This is a genomic window from Bacteroides sp. MSK.20.82 (genome assembly GCF_019052485.1).
GTDB lineage: Bacteria > Bacteroidota > Bacteroidia > Bacteroidales > Bacteroidaceae > Bacteroides > Bacteroides thetaiotaomicron.
This window is the reverse complement of the sequence record NZ_JAHQUN010000011.1, coordinates 144614-169986: the sequence shown is the minus strand read 5'-3', so window position 1 is coordinate 169986 and position 25373 is coordinate 144614. Positions and strand designations below refer to the sequence as shown.

Here is a 25373-nt window from a genome sequence, read left to right as displayed (position 1 = left end):
TTTTCATTGCTTTCATTATTTTTGCTCTGCATAAAAAATAATGAAGAATGCAACAACCTCCTATATACCTAGATATTAACAATAATAAATCTATCATCAATGCCTTGAAAGCAGGCGAAGAATATGTATTCGACGCTGTCTACAGGCATTATTTCCGTAGATTGTGCGCCTTTTGTTCGCAATATGTCAGCGAGCAGGAGGAGATTGAGGAGATTGTACAGGACACGATGATGTGGTTATGGGAAAACCGCTGTAACCTTATGGAAGAGCTTACATTGAAAACGCTTCTCTTTACTATTGTCAAAAACAAAGCTCTGAACCGTATTTCCCATTTCGAGATCAGACGAAAAGTACATCAGGAGATTACAGAAAAATTCGAGAAAGAATTCGACAATCCTGACTTTTATCTGGAAAATGAGTTGTTCCGCCTTTATGAGAATGCTCTGAAACAGCTTCCCAAAGATTATCGGGAAGCATACGAAATGAATCGTAATCACCGGATGACCCATAAAGAAATTGCAGAAAAGCTGAACGTCTCTCCCCAAACCGTTAACTATCGTATCGGACAGGCTTTAAAGCTATTACGCATTGCCCTAAAAGACTATTTGCCTTTATTTATTCTTTATTTCGGGCTTGACATATTCAAACAATCATGAAACAATTCATATCAAAAGCATGAGTGAACTCCTAGTCTATAAAGCCTCGGCAGGTTCAGGCAAAACCTTTACCCTTGCAGTGGAATACATAAAGTTGCTGGTACTGAATCCACGTGCCTACCGACAGATTCTCGCTGTTACCTTTACCAATAAGGCAACAGCAGAAATGAAGGAACGTATTCTCAGTCAGCTATACGGCATTCAGATCGGTGACAAAGATTCCGAGGCCTACCTGAACCGCATCAAAGAAGAAACAAAGAGGACAGAACAGGAAATACGGGAAGCCGCAGGAATCGCCCTCGGATATATGCTGCACGACTACAGTCGTTTCCGTGTAGAAACCATCGATTCTTTTTTCCAGTCCGTCATGCGCAATCTGGCTCGTGAGCTGGAACTCAGTCCGAATCTGAATATCGAACTGAACAATGCGGAAGTACTCAGTGATGCGGTGGACAGCATGATTGAGAAACTGGGTCCCACCTCTCCTGTCCTCGCATGGCTGTTAGACTACATCAACGAACGAATAGCTGATGACAAACGCTGGAATGTATCGGATGAAGTCAAAAATTTCGGGCGCAACATCTTCGACGAAGGATATATAGAAAAAGGTGAAGGTCTCCGCCAGCGCCTCCGCAATCCGGATACCATCAAAGAATACCGCAAGCAGCTGAAAGCTTTGGAAACAGAAATCCTGGAGCAAATGAAAGGATTCTATGACCAGTTTGAAGGAGAACTGGAAGGACACGCCCTTACCGCAGATGAACTAAAAAACGGTTCACGGGGAATCGGCAGCTATTTCCGTAAGCTGAACAATGGCATTCTAAGTAATGACATCCGCAATGCCACTGTAGAGAAATGCCTGGAAGATGCCAAACACTGGGCTACTAAAACATCTCCACGGTTTGCCGATATTATTGATCTTGCGAAATCCAGCCTGATGCAGATACTGGAGGATGCGGAGAAGCTGCGTTCTAAAAACAATCTCCTGCTAAATAGTTGCCGGCTTTCCCTGCAGCATCTCAACAAGGTACAGCTTCTCGCCAATATCGACGAAGAAGTGCGACAGCTGAACCATGACAACAACCGGTTCCTTTTATCAGATACCAATGCCCTGCTCCATCAACTGGTTAAGGACGGAGATTCCTCTTTCGTGTTCGAAAAGATAGGAACCAACATCCGCAATGTCATGATCGACGAGTTTCAAGACACCAGCCGGATGCAATGGGGAAATTTCAAACTGCTCCTGCTCGAAGGGCTTTCACAAGGAGCAGACAGCCTGATAGTAGGAGACGTCAAACAGTCCATCTACCGCTGGCGAAACGGTGACTGGGGAATCCTTAACGGTCTGAACGACCGCATCGAGCATTTCCCCATCAAGGTAAAGACCTTAGCCACCAACCGGAGAAGTGAGACCAATATCATCCGGTTCAACAACCAAATATTCACTGCTGCCGTAAATTACCTGAACGAAGTATACAAAAAACAGTTGGGCAAAGATTGCGATGATCTTCAGAAAGCCTATGCCGATGTGGTACAGGAATCTCCGCGAAGTGTACAGAAAGGATATGTCAAAGCCACTTTTCTGGAACCGGACGAAGCGCATGACTATACAGACCAGACGCTGATAAGTCTCGGTGAAGAAGTAGAGCATCTGCTTTCTTCCGGTGTACGGCTGAATGACATAGCTATCCTTGTACGCAAGAACAAAAGTATTCCCCGCATCGCGGACTACTTCGACAAAGAGTTACATTATAAAATTGTATCAGACGAAGCCTTCCGCCTCGATGCCTCTCTTGCCATCTGCATGATGATAGACGCACTGCGATTTCTATCCGACGAGAGCAATAAAATTGCACGGGCCCAACTGGCAATAGCCTATCAGAACGAAGTTCTGCAAAAGAATCTGGACTGGAACACCCTTCTGCTCCTTCCGATAGAAAACTATCTGCCGCCCGCATTTCTTGAAAAGCAGAAAGAACTCCGTCTTATGCCTCTCTACGAATTGCTGGAAGAACTATTCAGCATCTTCGAAATGAGTCACATTGAAGAACAGGATGCCTATCTGTTTGCCTTCTTCGATGCCGTAACGGATTATTTGCAAAGTAACTCCTCGGAGCTCGACGGTTTTATCCGCTACTGGGATGAGACGCTGTGCAGCAAAACCATTCCCAGCGGTGAAGTGGAAGGTATCCGAATCTTCTCCATCCACAAATCCAAAGGATTGGAATTTCATACAGTACTCCTTCCCTTCTGCGACTGGAAACTGGAGAATGAAACGAATAACCAACTGGTATGGTGTGCCCCTCAGGAAGCTCCGTTCAATGCCATGGATATCCTTCCCATCAATTACTCGACACAAATGGCCGAATCCATCTATGGGAACGATTATCTGCTGGAACGTCTTCAACTGTGGGTGGACAATCTCAACCTGCTTTATGTAGCCTTCACCCGTGCCGGAAAGAATCTGATCATCTGGAGCAAGAAAGGACAAAAAGGAACTATGTCCGAACTGTTGGCCAATACACTGCCTGTAGTTGCCCTCAAAGAAGGCCTCGACTGGGAGGAAGATTGCTATGAACAAGGAGAACTCTGTCCTTCGGAAGAAGAAAAAGCAAAAACTTCGACCAATAAACTGACTCAGAAGCCGGATAAGTTGCCTGTCCACATGGAGTCCATGCGTCATGAGATTGAATTCCGTCAATCCAACCGCTCCGCCGATTTCATTCAGGGGATCGAGGAAGAAGAATCGGATGACCGTTTCATTCATCGCGGACGTATGCTGCACACGCTATTTTCTGCCATAGAAACAGCAGAAGATATTGATCCGGCTATTGAGCGCCTCATTTTCGAAGGGGTCATCGCCAGCAGCGAAAAGGCCGAAGAAATACGGGAAGTAGCCCGAAAAGCATTCTCCTCCCCGGAGATTCAAGACTGGTATTCGGGGGAATGGACCCTGTTCAACGAATGTGCCATCATTTACAAAGAAAAAGGGGTGTTGCAAACCCGACGTCCCGACCGTGTAATGATGAAAGACGGTCAAGTAGTTGTAGTTGACTTCAAATTCGGTAAAGAGAACCTCCAATATAACAAACAGGTAAAAGGATATATGCAACTGCTTACTAAGATGGGATATAAAAATATCACCGGCTACCTGTGGTACGTAGATGAAGAGCTAATTGTAAAAGTGAAATAATGAAAGCCGCACCGCTCATAGGAATTAGCCGCCATCGGCTCAGTACTGATGGAGAGGGAGTCACTACTCTAGTGGCCTTCCATGGTTGCCCGCTGCGCTGCAAATATTGCCTCAATCCGCAATCTCTACACTCAGAAGATATATGGAAGCACTATGACTGCGGGCAGCTTTATGAGGAAGTCAAACAGGATGAGTTATATTTTCTCGCTACTCACGGAGGCATTACATTCGGAGGCGGAGAACCTTGTTTACAGAGCGATTTCATTGATGAATTCCGTCAACTCTGTGGACAGGAATGGCAGCTTTCCGTAGAAACGTCACTCAATGTAGCACAAGAGAATATAGAGAAACTAGTACCTGTTGTTGATTCTTATATCATCGATATCAAAGACATTAATAATGCCATATACCAAAAGTACACCGGAAAAGACAATGAAAAAGTCCTGCATAATCTTCAATATTTGATTGATCACGGAAAAAACGAACAAATCATTGTTCGTACCCCCGTCATTCCCGCATACAATACAGAGAACGACGTCGATTATAGCATCCGTTTACTGAAAGAAATGGGAATCACCCAATTCGATCGGTTTACTTATAAAACACCTAATAATTGTCAGCCATGAAACGAGGAAAACAAACCTGCAGGATATTGAAGGATATCCGCAGACAAATAGCAGAAGCTAATGATATTGAGTTTATTACTTCCGAGTGTCAATATCAAGGTGACTGTCTAGGCACTTGTCCCAAGTGCGAAGCCGAAGTACATTATCTGGAACAACAGCTGGAACGTAAACGGATGGCTGGAAAAGCCATAACTATATTAGGTATATCTGCCGGACTGGTAGCAATGGCACCAATGACTTCATGTAGTAGTTCTCCTAATAAAGGGACTAGTCAGGAAACTATCAGTGACTCTACCAATGCAAGTGTAATGTTTGGAGAAGTATGCCCGACTCCTGTAGAGGATACTATACCTATGGTAGAGAAAGATACAGTAAACAAACAAGAATTACCTGAACTACCCCAAGACATGGGATTAATTGAGATTACCCCTATATCAGGCGAAATAATAACAGTAAAAGACTCGCTTACTGAAAAAGACTCGCTTACCGACGTATTAGAAGTAGCTGCTGTCATGCCCGAATTTCCGGGAGGAGCACAAGAACTAATGAAATTCATTAGTGCAAACATAGAATATCCCGAAATAGCCCAAGGAGACATGGGACAAGGTCGCGTCATCGTTCGATTTATCGTTGACAAAGAAGGGAATATTATTCAACCTAAAGTGGTACGTAGTGTAGATCCATATTTAGATAAAGAAGCATTACGTATTGTCGGTCTTATGCCTAAATGGAAACCGGGAGAACTGGATGACGGAACGAAAGTTGCCGTCCGCTTCACAATCCCTGTAATGTTCAGGCAACAATAAACAAATATCTAAGATAGAAAAAACTTATAACTGATATGCAATCATTTCTCCAACTAGTCGCTCATGATTTATATACCAAGATAGGAAACGATCTGTCCCGTACAGTACTCGTCTTCCCTAACAAGCGTGCCAACTTATTCTTCAACGAATATCTGGCAGGAGAATCCGACCAACCGATCTGGTCTCCTGCCGCAATGAGTATCAGCGACCTGTTCCGGAAGTTATCTGTACAGAAAGCGGGTGACCCTATCCGGTTGGTCTGCGAACTATATAAAGTATTCCGTGAAGAAACAGAAAGTCAGGAAACACTGGACGACTTCTATTTTTGGGGCGAGCTGCTCATCAGCGATTTCGACGATGTAGATAAAAACCTGGTAGATGCGGACAAACTCTTCAGTAACTTGCAGGACCTGAAGAATCTGATGGACGATTACGAATTCCTTGATAAAGAGCAGGAAGAAGCAATCCAACAGTTCTTCCAAAACTTCTCTATCGAGCGCCGTACCGTACTCAAAGAGAAGTTTATCTCCCTTTGGGACAAACTGGGTACCATCTACCACCGCTACCGTGAAAACTTAGCGGAACTCGGAATAGCCTACGAAGGAATGCTCTATCGCAATGTAATCGAGCAACTCGATACCACCCGACTGAAATATGACAAATACATCTTTGTCGGCTTCAACGTGCTCAATAAAGTAGAGACCAAATTCTTCCAGCTATTACAAGATGCGGATAAAGCCATGTTCTACTGGGATTACGATCTCTTTTATACCAAGCAAATAGCCAAACACGAAGCCGGAGAATTCATCAACCGTAATCTGAAACGATTCCCGAATGAATTGCCCGAAAGTTGTTTCGACACTCTACGGAAGCCGAAGAACATACGCTATATCTCCGCTTCTACCGAGAACGCGCAAGCCCGCTTTCTTCCGGAATGGGTACAAAGTACTCTTTCCACTGCCAACGAAGAAAAAGAGAACGCCGTAGTCCTCTGCAACGAAGCCCTGCTGCTTCCCGTACTCCACTCCATCCCGCAAGAAGTGAAGAACGTCAACATCACGATGGGTTTCCCGCTTGCACAAACTCCGGTATACAGCTTTATTAATGCCGCTATGGAATTACAAACGAACGGCTACCGTACCGCTACCGGACGTTTCACCTACGAAACCGTATCCGCTATACTGAAGCACCCATATACCCGTCAGCTATCCATCAACGCTGAACCTCTGGAACGGGAACTGACCAAGACTAACCGCTTCTACCCGCTCCCTTCAGAACTGAAAATGGATGATTTCCTAATCAAACTTTTCACTCCCCGAAGCGGCATCAAGGAGCTATGCGACTACCTGACCGAATTAATCAAAGACATCTCCCTTCTCTATCGGGAAGAAAGCGAGTACAACGATATCTTCAACCAACTTTACCGGGAATCCCTCTTCAAGAGCTATACCACCATCAACCGTCTCTATAGCCTGATAGAAACCGGAGAGCTGAATGTACGCACCGACACACTAAGACGCCTGGTCAGCAAAGTGCTGACCGCCTCCAACATTCCTTTCCATGGTGAACCTGCCATTGGTATGCAAGTCATGGGAGTACTGGAAACCCGTAACCTTGACTTTCGCAATATCATCCTTCTCTCTCTCAACGAAGGACAATTGCCTAAATCAGGAGGTGATTCTTCCTTTATTCCCTATAACCTCCGGAAAGCTTTCGGTATGACCACCATCGAACACAAAAATGCGGTCTATGCCTATTATTTCTACCGACTGATACAACGGGCGGAAAACATCACCTTGCTTTACAACACTTCTTCCAATGGGCTGAACCGTGGAGAAGAATCCCGTTTCATGTTACAATTGCTTGTAGAAGGGCCTCACAAGATTACCCGCGAATATCTTGAAGCCGGACAATCTCCTCAAGGTACAACAGATATCAGCATAGAGAAAACTCCGGAAGTATTCGAACGACTTCGCTGCTCTTATGACTGTTCGAATCCCCAATCGTATATACTTTCTCCTTCAGCCCTCAACGCCTATCTCGATTGCCGGCTGAAATTCTATTACCGTTATGTAGCCAGACTAAAAGCACCGGACGAAGTCAGTGCGGAAATCGACTCCGCATTGTTCGGAACCATCTTCCACCTCTCCGCCCAATTAGCTTATACAGACCTGACCGCTAACAGGAAAATAATACAAAAAGAAGAGTTGGAACGCTTGCTGCGCAACGAAGTCAAACTACAAAACTATGTTGACCTCGCTTTCAAGCAAGAGCTTTTCAAGGTTCCGGCAGACGAAAAGCCCGAATATAATGGCGTACAACTCATCAACTCCAAAGTAATCGTCTCCTATCTGAAACAACTGCTGAGGAATGACCTGCAATACGCCCCCTTCGAAATGGTCGCCATGGAAAAACCTGTTGCCGAAAAGATAACGATTCAGACCGGTCAAGGTCCGATCACCCTCCGATTGGGAGGAACCATCGATCGTATGGATGCCAAAGACACCACCCTGCGTATTGTAGACTATAAAACCGGAGGAAGCCCCAAGACGCCTGCCAACATCGAGCAACTGTTTACTCCGTCGGAAACGCGTCCCAACTATATCTTCCAGACTTTCCTGTATGCTGCCATTATGAGCCGGCAGCAGTCTCTGAAAGTAGCTCCTTCCCTTCTCTACATCCATCGGGCAGCCTCTGAAAGCTATTCGCCCGTCATTGAAATGGGAGAGCCACGCCAACCGAAGATTCCGGTCAACAACTTTGCCTTTTTTGAAGATGAATTCCGAGAACGTCTGCAAAGACTATTAAAAGAAATATTCGATGAGAATGAGCCTTTCACACAGACAGAAGATACAAAGAAATGTGCTTATTGTGATTTTAAAGCCATTTGTAAACGATAAAATGCTGAAAGAATAATTTATAACTATCAAACAAAACCTGTCCTGTTATTCTGAGCTGTCACTACTTCTCTAAAGTAATGTGCTTAGAAAACAGGACAGGTTTTTATCTTATATCGAACTTATATTAGCTTTCCAACAACGGAATCGAGAAACTGAACGTAGAACCTTCTCCTTTCTTCGAAGTGAACCAGAGCTCACCTCCGTTCTTAGTAACAAAGTCCTTACAGAGCAGCAGTCCGAGTCCTGAACCTTCTTCATTATTTGTACCGAAAGTACTGAAATGCGTATCGGTATGCAACAATTTCTTCTGATTTTCTTCATCAATACCACACCCGCTATCCTTCACGCTAACTATCGCCATGCTATCTTCTTCTCTCAGTGATACCAAGACTTCCGATCCCTCGTTACTGAACTTGATTGCATTACTTATCAAGTTACGGATAACTGTCTTAATCATATCAATATCCGCACGTACTTCCATACGATCTTCAGGTATTTCCACAGCAATGTGGATATTCTTCAGCCCGGCTACCATTGTAAAGATCTCGCTCACTCCTTCCACTACTTCTACCATATCGATATTCTGGTAAACAACTTTCAGCTTACCAATCTGACTCTTCGTCCACTTCAATAAGTTGTCGAGTAAGGAAAATACATCCTCTGTTGTCTGATTGGCCATTGTCAGCAGTTCATACATTTCAGAGCCGATAGTTTCACTCGGTAAGTTCAGAATCAGCATATTGAGCACCATCTTAATAGAGCCCATAGGCGAACGCAGGTCGTGTGCAATCACAGAGTAGAGTTTATCACGTCCTATGATAGTCTTGCGCAACTCTTCTGTTTGTGCTATGATAATTCGTTTGGCTGCCACCAACGAGATCTGATGCGTTACACGAATAATCAGTTCCTCTTTATTAAACGGTTTGGAAATAAAATCGTTACCGCCCACCTGAAATCCTTTCACGATATCCGCCGTACTATTCAAAGCAGTAAGAAAGATCACTGGAATTTCGCTCATTTCTTCATCGGCCTTCATTTGCTGGGCTACTTCGAAACCGCTGATATCCGGCATCATCACATCCAGCAACACAAGATCAGGTTTTTCTTTCTTCACCTGCTCCAAAGCCTGAGTTCCATTGCCTGCTGTTACAATATTGAACTTCTCATTGGTCAGAAGCACCTTCAGCAGAAGGACATTTGAAATTACGTCGTCCACAATAAGGACCTTATATTCGGAAGGATTAATTTCCACATTCATATCATTCTATTTTTTATGTTACATCAGACATTTTTAAAATACTCAATCATACGCTTCAGCCCATCTTCCAGCTCGACGGTAGGCTGCCATCCCAGTTTCTCTTTTGCCAGTTTTATATCCGGCTGACGCTGTTTCGGATCATCGGTCGGCAGAGGTTTAAAAACTATCTTCGAAGTAGAGCCAGTCATCCGGATCACTCTTTCCGCCAATTCAAGAACCGGAAACTCATTCGGATTTCCAATATTTATCGGACCCGTAAAGTCATCCTCCGTATCCATCATCCGCACCATTCCTTCTATCAGGTCATCGATATACTGAAAACTGCGTGTCTGTTTCCCATCACCATATATCGTGATATCTTCATTATTCAGCGCCTGTATGATAAAGTTTGAGACCACACGACCATCATTAGGAAGCATTCTCGGACCATAAGTATTAAAGATACGAATGATCTTGATGCGAGTCTGATTCTGGCGGTAGTAATCCATAAACAAGGTTTCAGCACATCTCTTTCCTTCATCATAACATGAGCGATAACCTACCGGATTCACATTTCCCCAATAGCTTTCCGGCTGAGGATGAATAATTGGATCACCATACACTTCGCTAGTGGAGGCTTGCAGTATTTTGGCATCCAGTCTCATCGCCAGTCCGAGCATATTGATAGCCCCCATCACAGATGTTTTGGCAGTTTGAATCGGATCATGTTGGTAATGAATGGGTGACGCCGGACAAGCCAGATTGTAAATTTCATCCACTTCGGCAGAATAAGGATAAGTAACGTCGTGTCTTACAACTTCAAAATGATGGTTTCCCATCAAATGCTTTATATTGTCCTTAGAACCTGTAAAGAAGTTATCCAAACATATAACGTCGTGTCCTTCATTTACAAGTCGAGTACAAAGATGCGAGCCTATAAATCCAGCCCCGCCACTTACCAATATTCTTTTCATCTTCTAATTTTAACTATTGTTTTTCAGAGAAGAGAACTTCCCCGTCTTGTTTATAGAGGCAAATGTAAACGATTTGCTCATAATATACAATTTTAAAGGTGGATATTTTTTAAGAAAAGCAAAAATAAAATAGTTTCAGTTTCCGAAACAACTTTCCTGTGTCAAGTGTTATTAATAGAAACAAACCACTAATTCAATAGGATTATGATAATGAATGAACTTAATACAAACCTGATAGAAGCGGCCAAAGAAAAGTTCCCTGCAAAAGGACAATTGGCAAATATATTAATGGATACCCTTTATATGGGCAAGGAAGCTATCTACCGGAGGCTGCGTGGCGAAGTCCCCTTTACATTTCAGGAAGCAGCCATTATTTCAAAAGAACTGGGGATATCCCTGGACAGAATTGCCGGAGTTAGCTTCAGCAACAATGCAATGTTCGATATCAATGTAGTAGATCATGGCAACCCCTTCGAAACTTACTATGATTTCCTCAACAAGCACGTCAAGTTATTCCATACGCTGCGGGAAGATCCGAATGCCTCATTAGGTACAGCCTCCAATGTAATTCCGCAGACACTATATCTGAAGCACGAACTTCTGGCCAAGTTCCGTTTCTTCAAGTGGATGTATCAGAATGAACATATTAAGTGCAAACATTTCGAAGAACTGGAGATTCCTCAAAAGATAATCAATGTCCAGCAAGATTTTGCGAAACTTTCGCATCATATTCATTCTACCGATTACATTTGGGACAGCATGGTTTTTCTTCATCTTATCAATGATATACAGTATTTTTCCGACATACATCTCATTTCAGACGAAATGAAGCAAAATCTGAAAGAAGAATTGCTGATACTTACAGATGAGTTGGAAAGGCTTGCTATAAAAGGAAAGACAGACTTTGGTAATGATGTGCATATTTATGTGTCACAAATCAACTTCGAGGCGACTTACAGTTATCTCGAGACAAGTACACTACAACTTAGTCTGATACGTGTTTATTCCATTAATTCACTCACTACACAGGACGTTCAGATGTTTCAAAGTCTGAAAGAATGGATTCAGTCATTAAAGAAATTCTCTACACTCATCTCAGAAAGTGGTGAGATGCAACGCATCCAATTCTTTAATCAACAGCGCGAAATCATTGATGCTCTATAGAGTTCTTCCTAATTTCGATAATCGAAACTAACTGAATTTTATAATTCCAAATCATGAAAGTAGACAAGCTTATTGCCTACTTTTTTCCATTATACGTTCTTTTTCTATCTCTATTCTATCAAATGAGAAAAAGCTCTTACTCTTCAGAACTGTTTTCCCACACAAAACTCTCGTTTACATGCCGTAATTTTGCATAGAATGTATCACATAAAGTATTAACGTATATAAAAGAGAACAAACAATGAAAAATGGTATTGTAAACGAGTTGATTACTGCAATGAAAGAACGGATCCCCAAAGGACAAAATCTTGCCAATTCTCTGGCAGACATTTTGTATATGGGTAAAGAAGCCGTCTATCGCAGACTACGGGGTGAAGTAGCTTTTACTATCGACGAAGTAGCCCTTCTGTCTAAAAAACTGGGGATTTCTATTGATCAGATTATAGGTAACCACCTTTCCAATAGAGTTACTTTTGATATGAACCTGCTGCATTCGCCCAACACTTTAGAAAGTTATTATGAGATTATCAGCCGTTATCAGCAGATATTCGATTATGTGAAAGGAGACGATACGACGGAAGTATATACAGCTTCCAATCTTCTTCCCTTCACTCTTTATTCATCTTACGAATACATGTCTAAGTTCCGCCTTTGCCGATGGATTTATCAGAACGGGCAAATGAAAACACCGAACTCACTGGCAGAGATGCAGGTAGAAGACAGAATCGTGAAAGCGCATAATAAGCTGAGTGAAAGTGTAAAGCAATGTCGGAAGACCTATTTTATCTGGGATAGCAACATCTTTCTTTCCTTTGTCAAAGAGATCAAGTATTTCGCAAGTCTGAATCTGATTACGGAAGACGACGTGGCACACCTGAAAGATGAACTCTACCAATTGCTTTCAGTCATGGAGACACTATCTGTTAAGGGAGAATTCAGTGAGGGGCGAAAAGTCTCTTTCTATCTCTCAAACATTGATTTCGAAGCGACTTACACCTACATAGAGAAACAAGACTACCAAGTCAGTTTGCTCCGGGTGTATTCCATCAATTCGATGGATTCGCAAAGTCCGCAAATCTGTCAGATACAGCGGAACTGGATTCAATCATTGAAACGACATTCCACACTAATTTCAGAAAGTGGAGAAGCCCAGCGTATCGAGTTCCTGCAAAAGCAACGTACAGTGATTGATACTCTCTAAAGTACAAACAGCCCGGATCATTATCGACCCGGGCTGTTCTCCCTTCAGGATATTACTATTTATCCTGTCCCACTAATAATAGTTCCCCACTATTCTTAGATCATTCTATTGATTCTCTTCCTGAATGCGATGCACCCATCCATTGACAACAATCTGTACAGCAAGCCATGATTCAGACAAGAAAAAGATTATATGATAGTTGCTCCGTCGATCCAGATATTCTTGTGTGCTCAGATTTTTACCCTCCGCATTGGTCATAGCAAGATAATCAATCAGATTTATATCGAACACTCTCTTTCCGGATGCTTTTTCAGTAAGCACCAAACGAGTTTTCCGGTCTTCCATCAGTCTCATTGTATTCATGTCTACATAGGCAGTCGCAGGATCCTTCTGTTCCATATAGTAAGGTCGGAAACTCAACACATCATCATCCAGTAATGAATTATCATGTCCCAGATGTCCATTAGATTCTATAATCTCATAGTCATAGTCATTCATATCCAGTGTCCAGCTGCCTGTATAAGACTGGAAGCCAAATCGTACGATTTTTGTATCTCTGATCAGATTTATCGTCTCAGTCTGGTGGACGGTCCCATCGAAGTTGACATTGATGACTTCACCATACCAGAGCGTTTCCATCCTTTTATTGATGATGAGAGAGGCTTCACGTTTTAGTTTCAATTTTAAATCCGTAAGAGTAGAGACACCAGGTGTCAATGAAGTGATATCATATGAATCACGTGCACCGGCCCATGCCATAAACTGATATTGTCCGACAGGAAGTTCAACTTCCATCAGATAATTGCCGGTAGACAATGCACTTCCCTCTTCAGCTTGTTTAAACAGATATTTCCCATTCTTATCAAATACATAAAGTTCTACTTTATCTACCTGAGCATGAAACGCATCCGCAAACTCCATGTTATAGTCATACTTGAACTTCACTGACAAGCGGCATTCCGGCAGGTCTTCATTAAAGCTGTCGCATGAAGCTACTATCCCGGAACTCATCAACAGAATACCTAAGGCAACGTAACATATAAGGCTTTTTAGATTCATATTTTCCTTTTTTTCAATTATATATAGAGGAAAAGAAATAATCTCTTTTCTCGTTATTTCCTAATTCAGAGGATAGAATACTTTATTGATTCCATCAAAAGTAATATCCCGAAATTTTAAAAAGTTTTCGGCAACTTTGAAAATATTGGGAGTAAAGTTGTGGGAGAGTTTCTCCCACAACTTTTATTTGAAAAATCTATTTCTATTACTAATTCCGAATTACATAATTTCCTCTTGAGTATACCAAGTCCAAGGATTAGGTATAATTTCAATAGACAACCAGCCTTCGTCACTCTCATCCGGCGTTCCTTCGTCCGGATCCGGAATAGCCGGATATCCTGGATTGTTAAACTTCTTAACATTGATATCGTAAACAGAGTTACGAACAACTCCAAATTCACCTAATTCATTTGTTACAGCACTGGTATCATCATGTTTGATCATAATTTTGTAGTAACTTACAGCACCTACATAATAAGTAAGACCTGTTACAGTTATAGCTCTGTCTTTAGCTGCAACATTTCCTACATTAGCTTTTGTTGCTTTAAAATCGTCAACAAGACTGGTAATAGCTGCAGCATCAGCTGTAGCAGGAAGGCTAATTTCACCTACACCAACAGCAGCTAAATATCTATTATACGCAGTAGTACGAGCAGTCGGGAAGGTAGTAGGCTCTTTATCAGCATATTTAGCTTTCAATTCTGCCTCAATCCACTCCATTAATGTAGCAAAAGTATAGAAGCCACCATTGATTAACATCCAGTCACCGACAAGCTTTGGATCTGCTTCCTGAGCTGTAGATGGATTATTATTATTTGGCGCAGGTCTGCCATATTCAGACGGAATGAATTTAGCCTTCAATAGTACATGTGTAGTATAAGCATGTACATTATGAGTTGCAGTCTGCGTATTTTCAAGACAATATTCAGCAACTTTATTCACCGTAGTTGTAGGATCATTCCAAGTTGAAGGAGCTGAAGTACTGGTATAAGCATTATAGTCAGCCAAAGCTTGAGTACTATAGTTAGGGTCAACTCTGTATGAACCGATCTTATACTGGTCAAACGGAGTAATACATGTACCACGAGCACCTAAAGGTTTATTAGCAGGAGTCTCATTCCAAGTCAACGTTCTCTTAGATACAGGGAAGAATGTCTTGTTAGTAGCATTCAACACCCATCCCGCATCCGAAATAGTTGCCTTTGCATCAGAATCAGCAGTAACATATACACGAACTTTTGATACAACACGGTCAATTCTGATAGATATTGGATTATTAGTAGCTGCTGTCTCAGTTGCATAAAGAGCCAAATCGACAGGAGCACCAAATGTTCCTGAAGCTTCATCTTCATCTGAAGGTTCTAACGAACCTTTGGCGTTAGACATCATAAATTTACCAGCAGTTGTCATAGAAGCCGAAGTATCGTCAAGAGCTGCATTTACTGTTGCATAAGTCGTTCCAACAGGCCATTTTTGATCTGTCTCACTAGCAGTCTTTGCTTCAAATTTAGGAGATGGATTCGCAATAATCAATATTCGTTTCGAAGTTGCAGGGACTTTAAAAGCCTTACCTGCAGCCCCACTAGGAATACCATTGGCATCAAGACCAGCTTCGTCATTATCCAATGTCAAGTCAGCAGTTACAGTTGCAGCATCCTCATTCGCATTTGCCGTAAAGAATATGGCACGCACTGTAGTGATTTTTGATTCGTCCTCTGTTGCAGCTTCCTGATTCGGGTTATGCAATCCACGAGTTTGTACCGGAGTCTTTACAGCTAATGCCACCCATGCGTCTCCTGTCGGGTCTGTCACCAATTGATTATCATCACCTGGATTCCCAGTCGGCACTAAATCTTCGTTACTACAAGCAGCAAAAGCCACAGCAGCAAGCGCTAACATAAAAAAATTCTTTTTCTTCATTGTTTTTACAAATTAATAAAAGCGTTTGTAACTAGTTTATTTATCCCTATTTTCTATTTTTTCTATTTCAGCTGCATTCTTTTTTTTCTTAGCCAGTTCCTCCAAATTCTGTCCGGCAGCTTGCAGACCCGATTTGGCTGCGGCTTTCAAATATTCTTCCGCATGTTCATACTCTCCTTTTAATAACATTAATACACCCATAGCATTGCTATACTCAGGCAGCTGCTTATTGACATTTACCATATTCAGATAGCGTTCCGCAGATACCAAGTCATTACGCGAAAGAGCAGCAGCGGCAGCATTAATACTGGCGATCTCATCCTTCGGATACATCCGGACCGCAGTCTCGAACACATCGATGAATTCCTGAGAACCCTTCGGATAGCTGTTGGCAACCATAAACATTTCATTCAGGCTCAGATTCTGAGGACGTGTCTTTATGATCTCTTTCGCTTCGTCCAGATTAAAGTTCTTAATCTCATAATTCACCTTACAAATAGCCACACGAAGACTTGGGAATATATATTTCAACATATATCGATAAGGTACTCCGCCACGAAGCTGCATCAACTTAGCTTCCCTACCTTTTTCAACAGGGATATCATTGATAATATTCAGCGCTTCATCTTTATATTCAAAATCAATCGTATCCAGCGCCTTCACCAGTCCATCCCAGTTTTCACCACCAAAGATGATATAATACTGATTTCTCGAGAAATCGTATCTGGATGCCAGATAATCACGTAGCGCCATCGCACGTCCTTCGGACAGACGTTTGTTATTTGCCAATGATCCTTCAGGTGAAGCATAGCCTACAATATCCAATTTGTTTACCTTGATACTAGGATCAGACTTCAATTCATCAATCATCGCACGGATCTTAGCCAGCTCCTTCGGGTTATTCATATATTCCGGACGAATATTAATCTTGTTCACCTCGAAGTCGAGGAAACATTCCGCCTGTATATCACGGCTCTTCACTTCTTCCGCTTTAGGCTGCAAATAGGCAAAGAAAGGTGTTACCACGTAAGGTACTAATATACGTTCCAGTTCAATATCCCCAAGTGGTTCCACATCCATCAGCTGAATTTCGCCGCAGCCGCATTCGTCGCGCTGTACGTCCACCCGGGCATCGTCCATCCACAATTCGTAAGGCAATATATATCTGTATCGAATCGTATCATTTCTTTTCTTGCTACCCTTTTCCACCACATAAGGTTTTTCGTAGCTATCCTTCTCCTTCGCACTCATCAATGAAAGCCAGCGTTCATACGCCAGGTATTCATTATGTCCCTTGATGGATACTTTCGGAAGATTGTAAGTATGTGCAGGAGCAACCAGTTGCGGAATAAAATCCACTCCGTGTGCCGATTTGACCTTTACATCCTCCAGAACGAAGTCAATATTTATATAAACCGATTTACCGCGCTGTTCCAACTGTACCGGTACTACAGAGATAACCCCGTCATAAGAGCGTGTCTGGGCAACTGCCGAATTTATATTCTGACATAAGATAGCCAATACACACACGATGAATTGTATACTTCTGTTCATCATTCTATTCTACTTTATTTAATTACGTAAATAAGTGACACACTCGCTTTGGTGGGACCGAAATAGTTTTTACTGCTGTCTTTCAGTTTGGTACCACACGCCCTGCACGGATATTTGTCATATACAATATGTGCATACCCCACTCCTACCGATGCTTCGATGCTCCAGCGTTTCTTCAGAATCCATGAATGACCGACGGAAACACCCCCGCCATACAGATATCCCTGATAGCGGCTATTCTGCATATTCTCACTAATAAACGACCAGTCCGGGAACCCACCGACATTGAAGTCCGCATAATGTCCATGCACTCCGATGAACGTACGTCTGAACTTCTCACAAAACCAGTAGCGGACTTCCGGCTGTATTCCCCAATGGCGCAGACGTCTTCCGTTGTCCGGCTTCCAGGGATTATAGCTCACCGGAACGTCCAGCGTCCACTTACGTGCCAGTCCGAATTCCAGTCCGAGATTCATGGTAGTCGTAGCGTCATATAGAAGGTTGCTTTTAAGCGCAACTTTCTGAGCTTTACTCTCGATAAAACATCCGAGCACCAATACTATGAGTATACTAACTTTCTTCATTTATCTTACGTTTATTAATTACCCTTTTGAGTGATATCAATTTTGATACGCTTCACCGTACTTTCACCTGTATATAAACTACCGGGCATAATTGTTGTCAGATACACGATACCGTTTCTCGTTGTTGAAGCCGTATTAGGCATTATTTTAATATAGATATGCCCGTCTTCCACTATGATTTTATCCGTATCATTTCTGTCCACCATCGAAGATGGCAGTAATTTTATCCATTCCTTAGGATTGTCAGTACCATCTTCCACCTCCCCGGTAAGGCAATGATAATCCACCTCACCAGTCGTCGGAAACGGATAACTATTGGCAGGCATGTATTTAAGTATGGTACCGCCGGCATCAATAGCCGCTCTTCGTCTGATATGAACCTGTTTTTCCAAATTTCCAAGTTTTAATGTTATATATGCATTCACTTTATCTCTTCCCTCAAAACTCTGCCCCACTTCACTATACATCAGCCAGCTTTGTATCAATACACTGACCGGAGTGACACGTGGAGAAGTGCTTGCTACTATAGGCAATTTTCCGTCAGCGGGACTGCTTAGCGCAAACGAATTATCAGCTTCGGCCATATTGTCGGTTATTGTACGCGCATCCGGAAAAGCCTTTTCACAATCCGTTATCACTTTAAAAGCCTCATAAGTACTCGCATCATCCGGAGAATAAGCTATAAAGACAGAATTACTCACACCCAGATAATAATCATTGTTAGCTATAATCTCATAAGAATTACTGTCGTCCACTGTAATTTCAAAATCCAGATCCGTATTCGACGGTTTAGAAAGCTTTGCATCCGCTACGGTATCATACCCCCGTCCATGCACTTTCTTTATTGTAAAAGTATACGCATGATTCCGATATATATTCATATAGTTCAGATCCTTATCTACTATCGCCATTTTGTAATAATAGCTTTTGGTTTCATAAATTCCCTGAATGATCAGATATGTACTATAAGTCTGGGTATTGGTTTCATAGATATAAATAGGACTGTTTTCGGTACTTTGTTTATTGGTTATCGTTTCTGCTGACACCAAAGGCAACGAGCATGAAGCATCGTATTGATAATTCGTCAAATTACCAGCATTGCCCATAATAGAAGCAGGGATAAGGTTATGCAACTGCCCCTGTCGCGGAACGTTTGCCACAGCAGACACTCCTTCCAGTTCAAAGTTCGATGCTTCATTAACAACCACGATTTTGGCAACCGCCCGAAGAAGCATCAACGAACTCCCGTCACTCTTTTCTATCTTCGTTGTATTATCCACCTTATCTACTTCCAGCAAATAACTCATCGGTATCGTCTCACCCACACCGCTGAACGGGATGCGGGCAGGAGAAGTACTTGCCGGCTCCGTCAGCAAGTTCGTACATGCAGTAGCCAGGGTAGTTGTTCCCTCAATCAACTTCTCAGTAAGTTGTGACTCATTGAAAACATATCCCGTAGAAGCATTTCCGTAATAAAACTGAGCCATCGGATTAGCTAATATCAGCAACTGGTACTTACTTCCATCAGTCCGCTTAGTTAAAAGGACATATCGCTTTCCTGCAAACTCGAAGGCCTGCACAGCTTCTACAAAAATAGCCCCTGTGCCACTCCCTCTGAACACGAGTACCCAGGGAGTCATTTCGACCGTATTTTCATCCCCTAGTGCCCTGGTCGAAGGCAGGCGGTATGAATTCGCCCGTGCAAAAATCTCAAGCCGCACCTTGTCTTCCGAAATATCTCCCGGATCATCCGGCTCTCCCGTCAACAATGTTTCATGCTCACAGGCGGATATCAGTAAGATGATCACCAGACCAAATATCTTCATTATATATTTCATCATTTTCTTCATCTTTTCACGCAACGTATTGATAATTAACCTCCTGTATCATCGGAATTAATTGTTCGGACAAGGAATAGCGTTCTGAATACACAATATCATTCAGATTATCATAAGCAGTAATATAATTCAATTGGTTTATTACGGGAATATTATACGGTTCATTGGCAAAAAATACAAAATCATACGTTTCCGGATTGACTAGATGTGTACTGCTCTGAACACCTATTCCTCTGATCGAAATAAATGTCCCTTTGGCAGTAGTATTATTAGTGAAAGTATCATCCATACAAGATAATATAGCTACTAATAATAAAAGGTTGAACAACCCAATATTCACTTTAAATCCCTCTAATCTCATTAAACATTCGTATTTACCTGACATTGGTACTCAGTCAAGCCTTAATCTGTAATCAGTCAAAATCTCATAATGCAAATGTCGGGATATTGCATGACTCTGCGAATTTCATTCATTTCTCATACAGACAATGAAAGTTATCTTATATGGCTAATAAAGAGGTCGTCCGAATGGAATATTGCGAAATCTAAAAATAAGGAGTAGTAAAACAGGCATTTTGCACTATTAGAATAAAAAAAAGACAAAAGTTTCAGCATTCGAAACTTTTAGTGTGAATTAATATAAATAAATTCCATAATAAAACAAGCCCCCGGATAATCTCATCCGAGGGCTATGTTATATACTATGATACAGGTGAAAAATCAGAGTGTTTTACGTTCTGTCTCCGTAGGTGCCACCTCATCCGGGATACTGAACTCCCGGTTGGCAAACAAATCCGCCAGTCCCGAAATCTGCTTCAAACGCAGCAGTTCATCCCGATCCATTCCGATATTTTTCATAATCCACTGGTCGGACATGCCGGCTCTGTCCAATTCTGCTACAATGTTACACATCAGCTCAATATTATGCATCCCACGGGCACGGTTGTGCCGGATGGTAGAGCTCATACGATTGGACAAATCCTTATCGATCACCACAATCGGAAGCAATCCGTTCTCACGCTTATAAATCCGTTTCGATGTCTTCAATACCGTATATCGGTGATAACCATCTACGAGGATATAATTATCTTCCTCTTTATTGTAATAACATACACAAGGCATTGTAAAACCGTCTTCCCAGATCGAAAGCTCCAGTAACTTCATTTCGGGAGGAGCTACGACATTCGGGTTATAATCGTTCGCTAATACTTTTTCTACGGGCACTGCTTTCACCTCGTAGACCGGACTTTTATCTACACTCATGATACTATGATTCTATATTGTTCCATAACTTGACTTCTCTTACTCATCTCCTCTTTGGTCGGCGAGAATCCCATGTATTTGCAGGCATGGTCATTCTTGAGGATACAGATACACATACGCTTGTAAGTCGGTATTTCCCTAAATTCCGGAATATCGATATCATCCTGATATTCCATGCGCACCGGCTTCTTGTATGTCTTATAGTTGCTATTGTCCATCACGATAATCGGCACTTTGGCATCAATCAGTTTCTGAATGGTGGAATCACTCAGACAGCCTCCTTTGGTTCGCCAAAAATGTACACTGACAGACAGTTTACGCAGATACCCCTTTCGGGCCCGTTCCGGCAAGGTAGAGAGCAGGAAGTACATAAACTCCCTCCAGGTGTACCCTTCCGGAAGTTTCACCATCTGCCATCCCATAGCGTGCGTGCCTCCATACATACCGGTGAAGTTCACGCCATTCACCCGTCCTATCATCTTCCCCCAGGTGTTAGGGTCAAGCACCCGGTAGAGCGCCAGACTCTCCTGCGCTTCATTGATGAACGGGCTTGCTACCCGTTGACGTTCCAGATTGACTCCGGCACGATAATACAGGTCATACAGTACATTATAGTCCCACTGGAATTTTCCGTTTGCCGTCCACACATCCGTCGTCTTCCAGTCGAAGATGGGATAGGCATTATAGATGTCATTTCCGACCTTTGAAGTCCATCTATACTTATGATACATCTGGAATTTGCGGCTCATATAGATACATCGCCAGCGGTTAAAACTTTCCTGCGTACGGATACCGATCAGACAGCAGGTGCGTACCGCATCCTTTTTCTGATGGAGCCACTGCGCAAAACGCATCTGAAATTCATAATCCCACATGGTCGTATTGTAAAAAGGAAAATCCTCCTTCTTCATGGCCTTCTTAGGCATGGAGCGTACCCAGATATCTTTCTTGTTATCCTCCCAGGGCCGCCAGAAGGACTGGTACATAGATGTACACGTAGATACCCGGAAAGGCACGCACACACGGTATACATCCAGGATGTCCTTGTTCGCCTCCAGTATCCTGTCCACATAGTCGATGGTCATCTTGTATTGAATCTCATAGTCCATGTGAAACACTCCCAAACGTATTTTCAGATTATTCCGCCTGATGTAGTCGATACACATATTCAGCAGAACCCCACTATCCTTTCCTCCCGAGAAAGATACATAAATATTATCAAACTCGTTAAATATTACTTTCAGTCGCTCTTGTGCTAATTCATATACATTTTTTGTTCCTGTGATTGTTTTTTTTCCCATAATTCATCTGTTCATTTTTACATAGCGTGTCCACTTCTTGTCCATAGATGCAAACTCGAATTTCTCAAAAGTTTCCTGATCTTGTATCAGCGTGACAGAGTTAAGCGTCCAACCCGCAGGTATAAATGCCGTGACTACAGAAGATAGCAGAAGCGACAAGATCTCTTTTCGTTTCTCGTCCACCGCAGCTACATAATAATTATTAATGACAGCCTTTTTCCCGCTTTTCTGTTCAACCGGAATAAAGCCTATCACATCTCTGTTATCAATCGCAATGTACCAAACAAAATCTTCGCTTGTCTTGAACGGATAGTTATTATTTGCACGTATTACATCCGGATCCATTACTAGAGGCGCCAAAAGCTGATATAAATGTTTGTCTTTTCCTTTTAATTGTATTACCTGTATCATAGCATTCAAAAATAGACAGACAAAAATAGGTAAAATTTCCTCGTTTCAGCACAAAGCATGCGTAAAAAATTTATTTTTTAGCAATTCCCCCTCTTGTTTCATAATTATTTCCAATTCTCCCACCATCTGATGAGTGCATTAATCCAATCGTATTTTTATGTTCCGACAGCCGATTACTTTATACAAAGCAATATGGTTTCTTCCTTGTCCCTGCAATATTTTCTCAATCCTTCTTTCCCTTTCCAGTAAAGTCTCTTCATTATTTTCCACATGAAACTTTTTATTATACCTATTTCCATTATACTTATAAAAAACAATCCCTTTTTGCTTCCGGAAACGGAAACAAAGACTATTTTTTTCAATTGGGTATAGCCGTAACAGATCGGTAATTCTCTTCACGATTCTATCAAGAAAATTTCGTTACATCACTTGTACCGACCTCAATACAGATCTCAACGATATAGCAGTACGTATGTATCCAACTAACGAAACGGCAAACCTGAATAGCATCAATTATCTGCTGAATGGTATCCAGAAACAGACTTTTCACGACTCAGCACACCATATCTACAGTTGGGAAATTGCCGTTTACGATTCAGTAAAAAAAACCGGAAGAAAATAAAATCGGCGCACTATCTTTGAACCAAAGAAAAGAAAAAGTATAACTCAAAAAGTACAATTATGAAAAAGTTATCAATCTTATCAATGTTGCTATTATTCATTAGCATGGGAAACATTCAGGCACAAACTGTCAAAGAAGAATCCCGCAAACAAAAAAAAGCTGAACAAGAATTACTCGACCAAATGTTTTTCGATGAAGCTAAACAAGCTATAGAAATGAAAAACTTCATTTTGGAAGCAGATCATGTTATGTTTAAATATGGTACCACAGCTTTCGTTTCTCCCAACACAAATTTTGTAGCGGTAAAAGGTAATAAAGCTGTGGTTCAGGTAGCCTTCAATATTCCGATCAGCGGTCCCAACGGTCTAGGCGGCATTACTGTCAACGGGAATATATCCAGATATAAGCAGACTACCGACAAAAAAGGTAATATATCCGTTTCGATGAACGTAATGGGAGTCGGAATATCAGCACAGGTGAACATCCGCTTGAATAAAGGAAGTAATAACGCATCGGTAGACATAAGTCCGAACTTCAATTCAAACAACTTTTCATTAACAGGAAGTTTACTCCCAATGGCTAAGGCCAATGTATTCAAAGGCAATTCACTCTAAGGTAGAAAATGTGTGTTTAGTAAATAAACAAGTTAAAATATTTTAGCTGACTATAGGCATTAAATTAAAAACAACTATGGTTTAACACTTAAAAGAAAGAATATGAAAAAGTATCTGTTTATAGGATTAATGGCAGTACTTGCCACTTCGTGTGAAAAAGATCCGGATTTAAGTAAGCTTGACAATAATTTCACAGTTTACACCAATTATGACAGCAAAACTAATTTCAATGATTTCAAAACTTATTGTTTGCCCGATAGTATTCTACTGATAGGACAGGGAATGAAGGCGGAGTTTTGGAAGGATGAGAATGCACAAGAAATTATTAAGCAGGTTGCTGATGAGATGGATACCCGTGGTTATACAAGGGTTAAAGTGATTAAGAATGCTAACATTGGGTTACAGCTCTCTTTCACGCGCCAAACAACCCAAATAATAGGAACCGGCGGATGGTATGGAGGCGGATGGTATAACGGCTGGTGGGGACCCGGTTATTGGGGACCATATTGGAACGACTGGTATTATCCGTATCCTGTAACTTATAGTTATAATACAGGAACATTGATAATGGAAATGGTAAATTTGACAGACCATCCCGAGGATACAAGTCAGAAAGTAAAGTTACCGGTAATCTGGCATTCATACGCAACCGGACTATTATTTGAGAATTCCAAATATAACATGCAACTAACGTTGGATGCGGTCAATCAAGCGTTTGACCAATCTCCTTATATCAAGAAATCCTAAAAAGCAAAATTATGAAAACAATAAAATTTATTCCGAAGAAAAAGTATATTCTGGCATTCATGATATCGGGCCTGTTTTATTTCAGTAGTTATGCACAGGATATCAGCGATAGATTGCATTTTAATGTAGACTGGCAGATGAATGCTCCTCTCAATACGAATTTTGCCGATAAAATCAGTGGTTGGGGTATGAATCTGGAAGGAGGTTATTTCCTTACTCCACACTGGAGTCTGGGGGCTTTCCTTGATTTCCATACAAATCATAAATATGTTCCGCGTCAAACCATAACTGAAGGTACTGCTTCGTTGACTACTGACCGACAAGAGTCGGCTTTCCAGCTACCATTCGGGCTTGCCGCTTCATACCGATTTATCAGCAATGGATGCCTGAAACCTTATGTTGGCACCAAGATAGGAACCATGTATGCCCAAAATACAACATATCTGAATACTATAAGTCTGACAGATAAACCCTGGGGGTTCTATGTCTCTCCAGAAATTGGAGTGAACATTTATCCGTTTTCCCAAAGCCGATTTGGTTTCCATCTGGCTGCATATTATAGTTATGCCACCAACAAAAGCGAGTTGCTGACCGGTTGTCAGGATGGAAATAATAATATTGGATTCCGCTTAGGTGTTTGTTTCTGACATGATCTAGATTCTCTCAAAAAGACAAGAGGAAGTACAAAATGTTATAGTTACTT

General features: G+C 41.8%; 22 protein-coding genes. 11 read left to right on the top strand and 11 right to left on the bottom strand.

The features are described from left to right. Positions 1–47 precede the first annotated feature (47 nt). The 5 genes from KTR07_RS12745 to KTR07_RS12725 are packed head-to-tail and all read left to right on the top strand — an operon-like array spanning position 48 to position 8181. Positions 48–656: an RNA polymerase sigma-70 factor gene (locus KTR07_RS12745; RefSeq protein WP_008765839.1), complete on the top strand. Its 609-nt coding sequence runs from the start codon at positions 48–50 to the stop codon at positions 654–656. Positions 657–675: 19 nt separating this feature from the next. Further along, positions 676–3849 (top strand): exodeoxyribonuclease V subunit beta, encoded by a 3174-nt coding sequence (locus tag KTR07_RS12740; protein ID WP_008765840.1) that lies wholly within the window; start codon positions 676–678, stop codon positions 3847–3849. Next, positions 3849–4475 carry a radical SAM protein gene (locus KTR07_RS12735; RefSeq protein ID WP_008765841.1) on the top strand — a complete coding sequence of 209 codons (627 nt, stop codon included), beginning with the start codon at positions 3849–3851 and terminating at the stop codon, positions 4473–4475. The genes KTR07_RS12740 and KTR07_RS12735 overlap by 1 nt, the downstream gene beginning before the upstream one ends. Further along, a complete protein-coding gene (locus KTR07_RS12730) occupies positions 4472–5281 on the top strand; it encodes an energy transducer TonB (RefSeq protein WP_117981565.1) in 810 nt (269 codons plus the stop codon). The genes KTR07_RS12735 and KTR07_RS12730 overlap by 4 nt, the downstream gene beginning before the upstream one ends. Positions 5282–5316: 35 nt before the next feature. Then, a complete protein-coding gene (locus KTR07_RS12725; protein ID WP_022471911.1) occupies positions 5317–8181 on the top strand; it encodes a PD-(D/E)XK nuclease family protein in 2865 nt (954 codons plus the stop codon). 124 nt (positions 8182–8305) lie between these two features. Here the strand turns inward: KTR07_RS12725 and KTR07_RS12720 are convergent, their stop codons facing one another. Then, positions 8306–9439, bottom strand: coding sequence for a hybrid sensor histidine kinase/response regulator (locus KTR07_RS12720; RefSeq protein ID WP_008763530.1), 1134 nt, complete (start codon positions 9437–9439; stop codon positions 8306–8308). A gap of 23 nt (positions 9440–9462) precedes the next feature. After that, a complete protein-coding gene (locus KTR07_RS12715) occupies positions 9463–10392 on the bottom strand; it encodes a UDP-glucuronic acid decarboxylase family protein (RefSeq protein WP_008763529.1) in 930 nt (309 codons plus the stop codon). Between the two features lie 204 nt (positions 10393–10596). Here KTR07_RS12715 and KTR07_RS12710 point away from each other — a divergent pair, with 204 nt between their 5' ends. Together KTR07_RS12710 and KTR07_RS12705 are read left to right on the top strand one after the other, a co-directional pair. Next, on the top strand, positions 10597–11556 hold the full coding sequence (locus KTR07_RS12710) for a hypothetical protein (protein ID WP_008763528.1): 960 nt from the start codon (positions 10597–10599) through the stop codon (positions 11554–11556). A 241-nt stretch (positions 11557–11797) separates the two neighbouring features. After that, positions 11798–12757, top strand: coding sequence for a helix-turn-helix domain-containing protein (locus KTR07_RS12705; protein WP_008763527.1), 960 nt, complete (start codon positions 11798–11800; stop codon positions 12755–12757). A gap of 105 nt (positions 12758–12862) precedes the next feature. Here the strand turns inward: KTR07_RS12705 and KTR07_RS12700 are convergent, their stop codons facing one another. The 9 genes from KTR07_RS12700 to KTR07_RS12660 form a co-directional block, all read right to left on the bottom strand. Continuing rightward, positions 12863–13816 (bottom strand): FimB/Mfa2 family fimbrial subunit, encoded by a 954-nt coding sequence (locus tag KTR07_RS12700; protein ID WP_048694208.1) that lies wholly within the window; start codon positions 13814–13816, stop codon positions 12863–12865. 219 nt (positions 13817–14035) lie between these two features. Continuing rightward, complete coding sequence (locus tag KTR07_RS12695) at positions 14036–15736, bottom strand: Mfa1 family fimbria major subunit (protein ID WP_055228833.1); 1701 nt, start codon at positions 15734–15736, stop codon at positions 14036–14038. 36 nt (positions 15737–15772) lie between these two features. Beyond that, positions 15773–17293, bottom strand: a complete 1521-nt coding sequence (locus KTR07_RS12690; protein WP_217315428.1) for a DUF3868 domain-containing protein — start codon at positions 17291–17293, stop codon at positions 15773–15775. 11 nt (positions 17294–17304) lie between these two features. After that, positions 17305–17874 carry a DUF3575 domain-containing protein gene (locus KTR07_RS12685; protein ID WP_061473802.1) on the bottom strand — a complete coding sequence of 190 codons (570 nt, stop codon included), beginning with the start codon at positions 17872–17874 and terminating at the stop codon, positions 17305–17307. A 14-nt stretch (positions 17875–17888) separates the two neighbouring features. Continuing rightward, positions 17889–19715 carry a hypothetical protein gene (locus tag KTR07_RS12680; RefSeq protein WP_011107606.1) on the bottom strand — a complete coding sequence of 609 codons (1827 nt, stop codon included), beginning with the start codon at positions 19713–19715 and terminating at the stop codon, positions 17889–17891. A 13-nt stretch (positions 19716–19728) separates the two neighbouring features. After that, entirely contained in the window at positions 19729–20073 is a 345-nt protein-coding gene (locus tag KTR07_RS12675) for a hypothetical protein (RefSeq protein ID WP_011107607.1), read from the bottom strand. 359 nt (positions 20074–20432) lie between these two features. Then, entirely contained in the window at positions 20433–20975 is a 543-nt protein-coding gene (locus tag KTR07_RS12670) for a ParB/RepB/Spo0J family partition protein (protein WP_008763520.1), read from the bottom strand. Next, positions 20972–22276 (bottom strand): DUF3440 domain-containing protein, encoded by a 1305-nt coding sequence (locus KTR07_RS12665; RefSeq protein WP_008763519.1) that lies wholly within the window; start codon positions 22274–22276, stop codon positions 20972–20974. The genes KTR07_RS12670 and KTR07_RS12665 overlap by 4 nt, the downstream gene beginning before the upstream one ends. 3 nt (positions 22277–22279) lie before the next feature. Continuing rightward, positions 22280–22687 (bottom strand): hypothetical protein, encoded by a 408-nt coding sequence (locus tag KTR07_RS12660; RefSeq protein ID WP_008763518.1) that lies wholly within the window; start codon positions 22685–22687, stop codon positions 22280–22282. 472 nt (positions 22688–23159) lie between these two features. Between KTR07_RS12660 and KTR07_RS12655 the strand changes: the two genes are divergently transcribed. The 4 genes from KTR07_RS12655 (at position 23160) to KTR07_RS12640 (ending at position 25317) form a co-directional block, all read left to right on the top strand. After that, positions 23160–23309, top strand: coding sequence for a hypothetical protein (locus tag KTR07_RS12655; RefSeq protein WP_008763517.1), 150 nt, complete (start codon positions 23160–23162; stop codon positions 23307–23309). Positions 23310–23368: 59 nt separating this feature from the next. Continuing rightward, the gene (locus KTR07_RS12650) at positions 23369–23923 is read left to right on the top strand and encodes a DUF4251 domain-containing protein (protein ID WP_011107608.1); all 555 of its coding nucleotides are present in this window, start codon (positions 23369–23371) and stop codon (positions 23921–23923) included. Between the two features lie 102 nt (positions 23924–24025). Further along, entirely contained in the window at positions 24026–24670 is a 645-nt protein-coding gene (locus KTR07_RS12645) for a DUF4136 domain-containing protein (RefSeq protein ID WP_011107609.1), read from the top strand. Positions 24671–24681: 11 nt separating this feature from the next. Then, positions 24682–25317: an outer membrane beta-barrel protein gene (locus KTR07_RS12640; RefSeq protein WP_008763514.1), complete on the top strand. Its 636-nt coding sequence runs from the start codon at positions 24682–24684 to the stop codon at positions 25315–25317. The last annotated feature ends 56 nt before the right edge of the window (positions 25318–25373 follow it).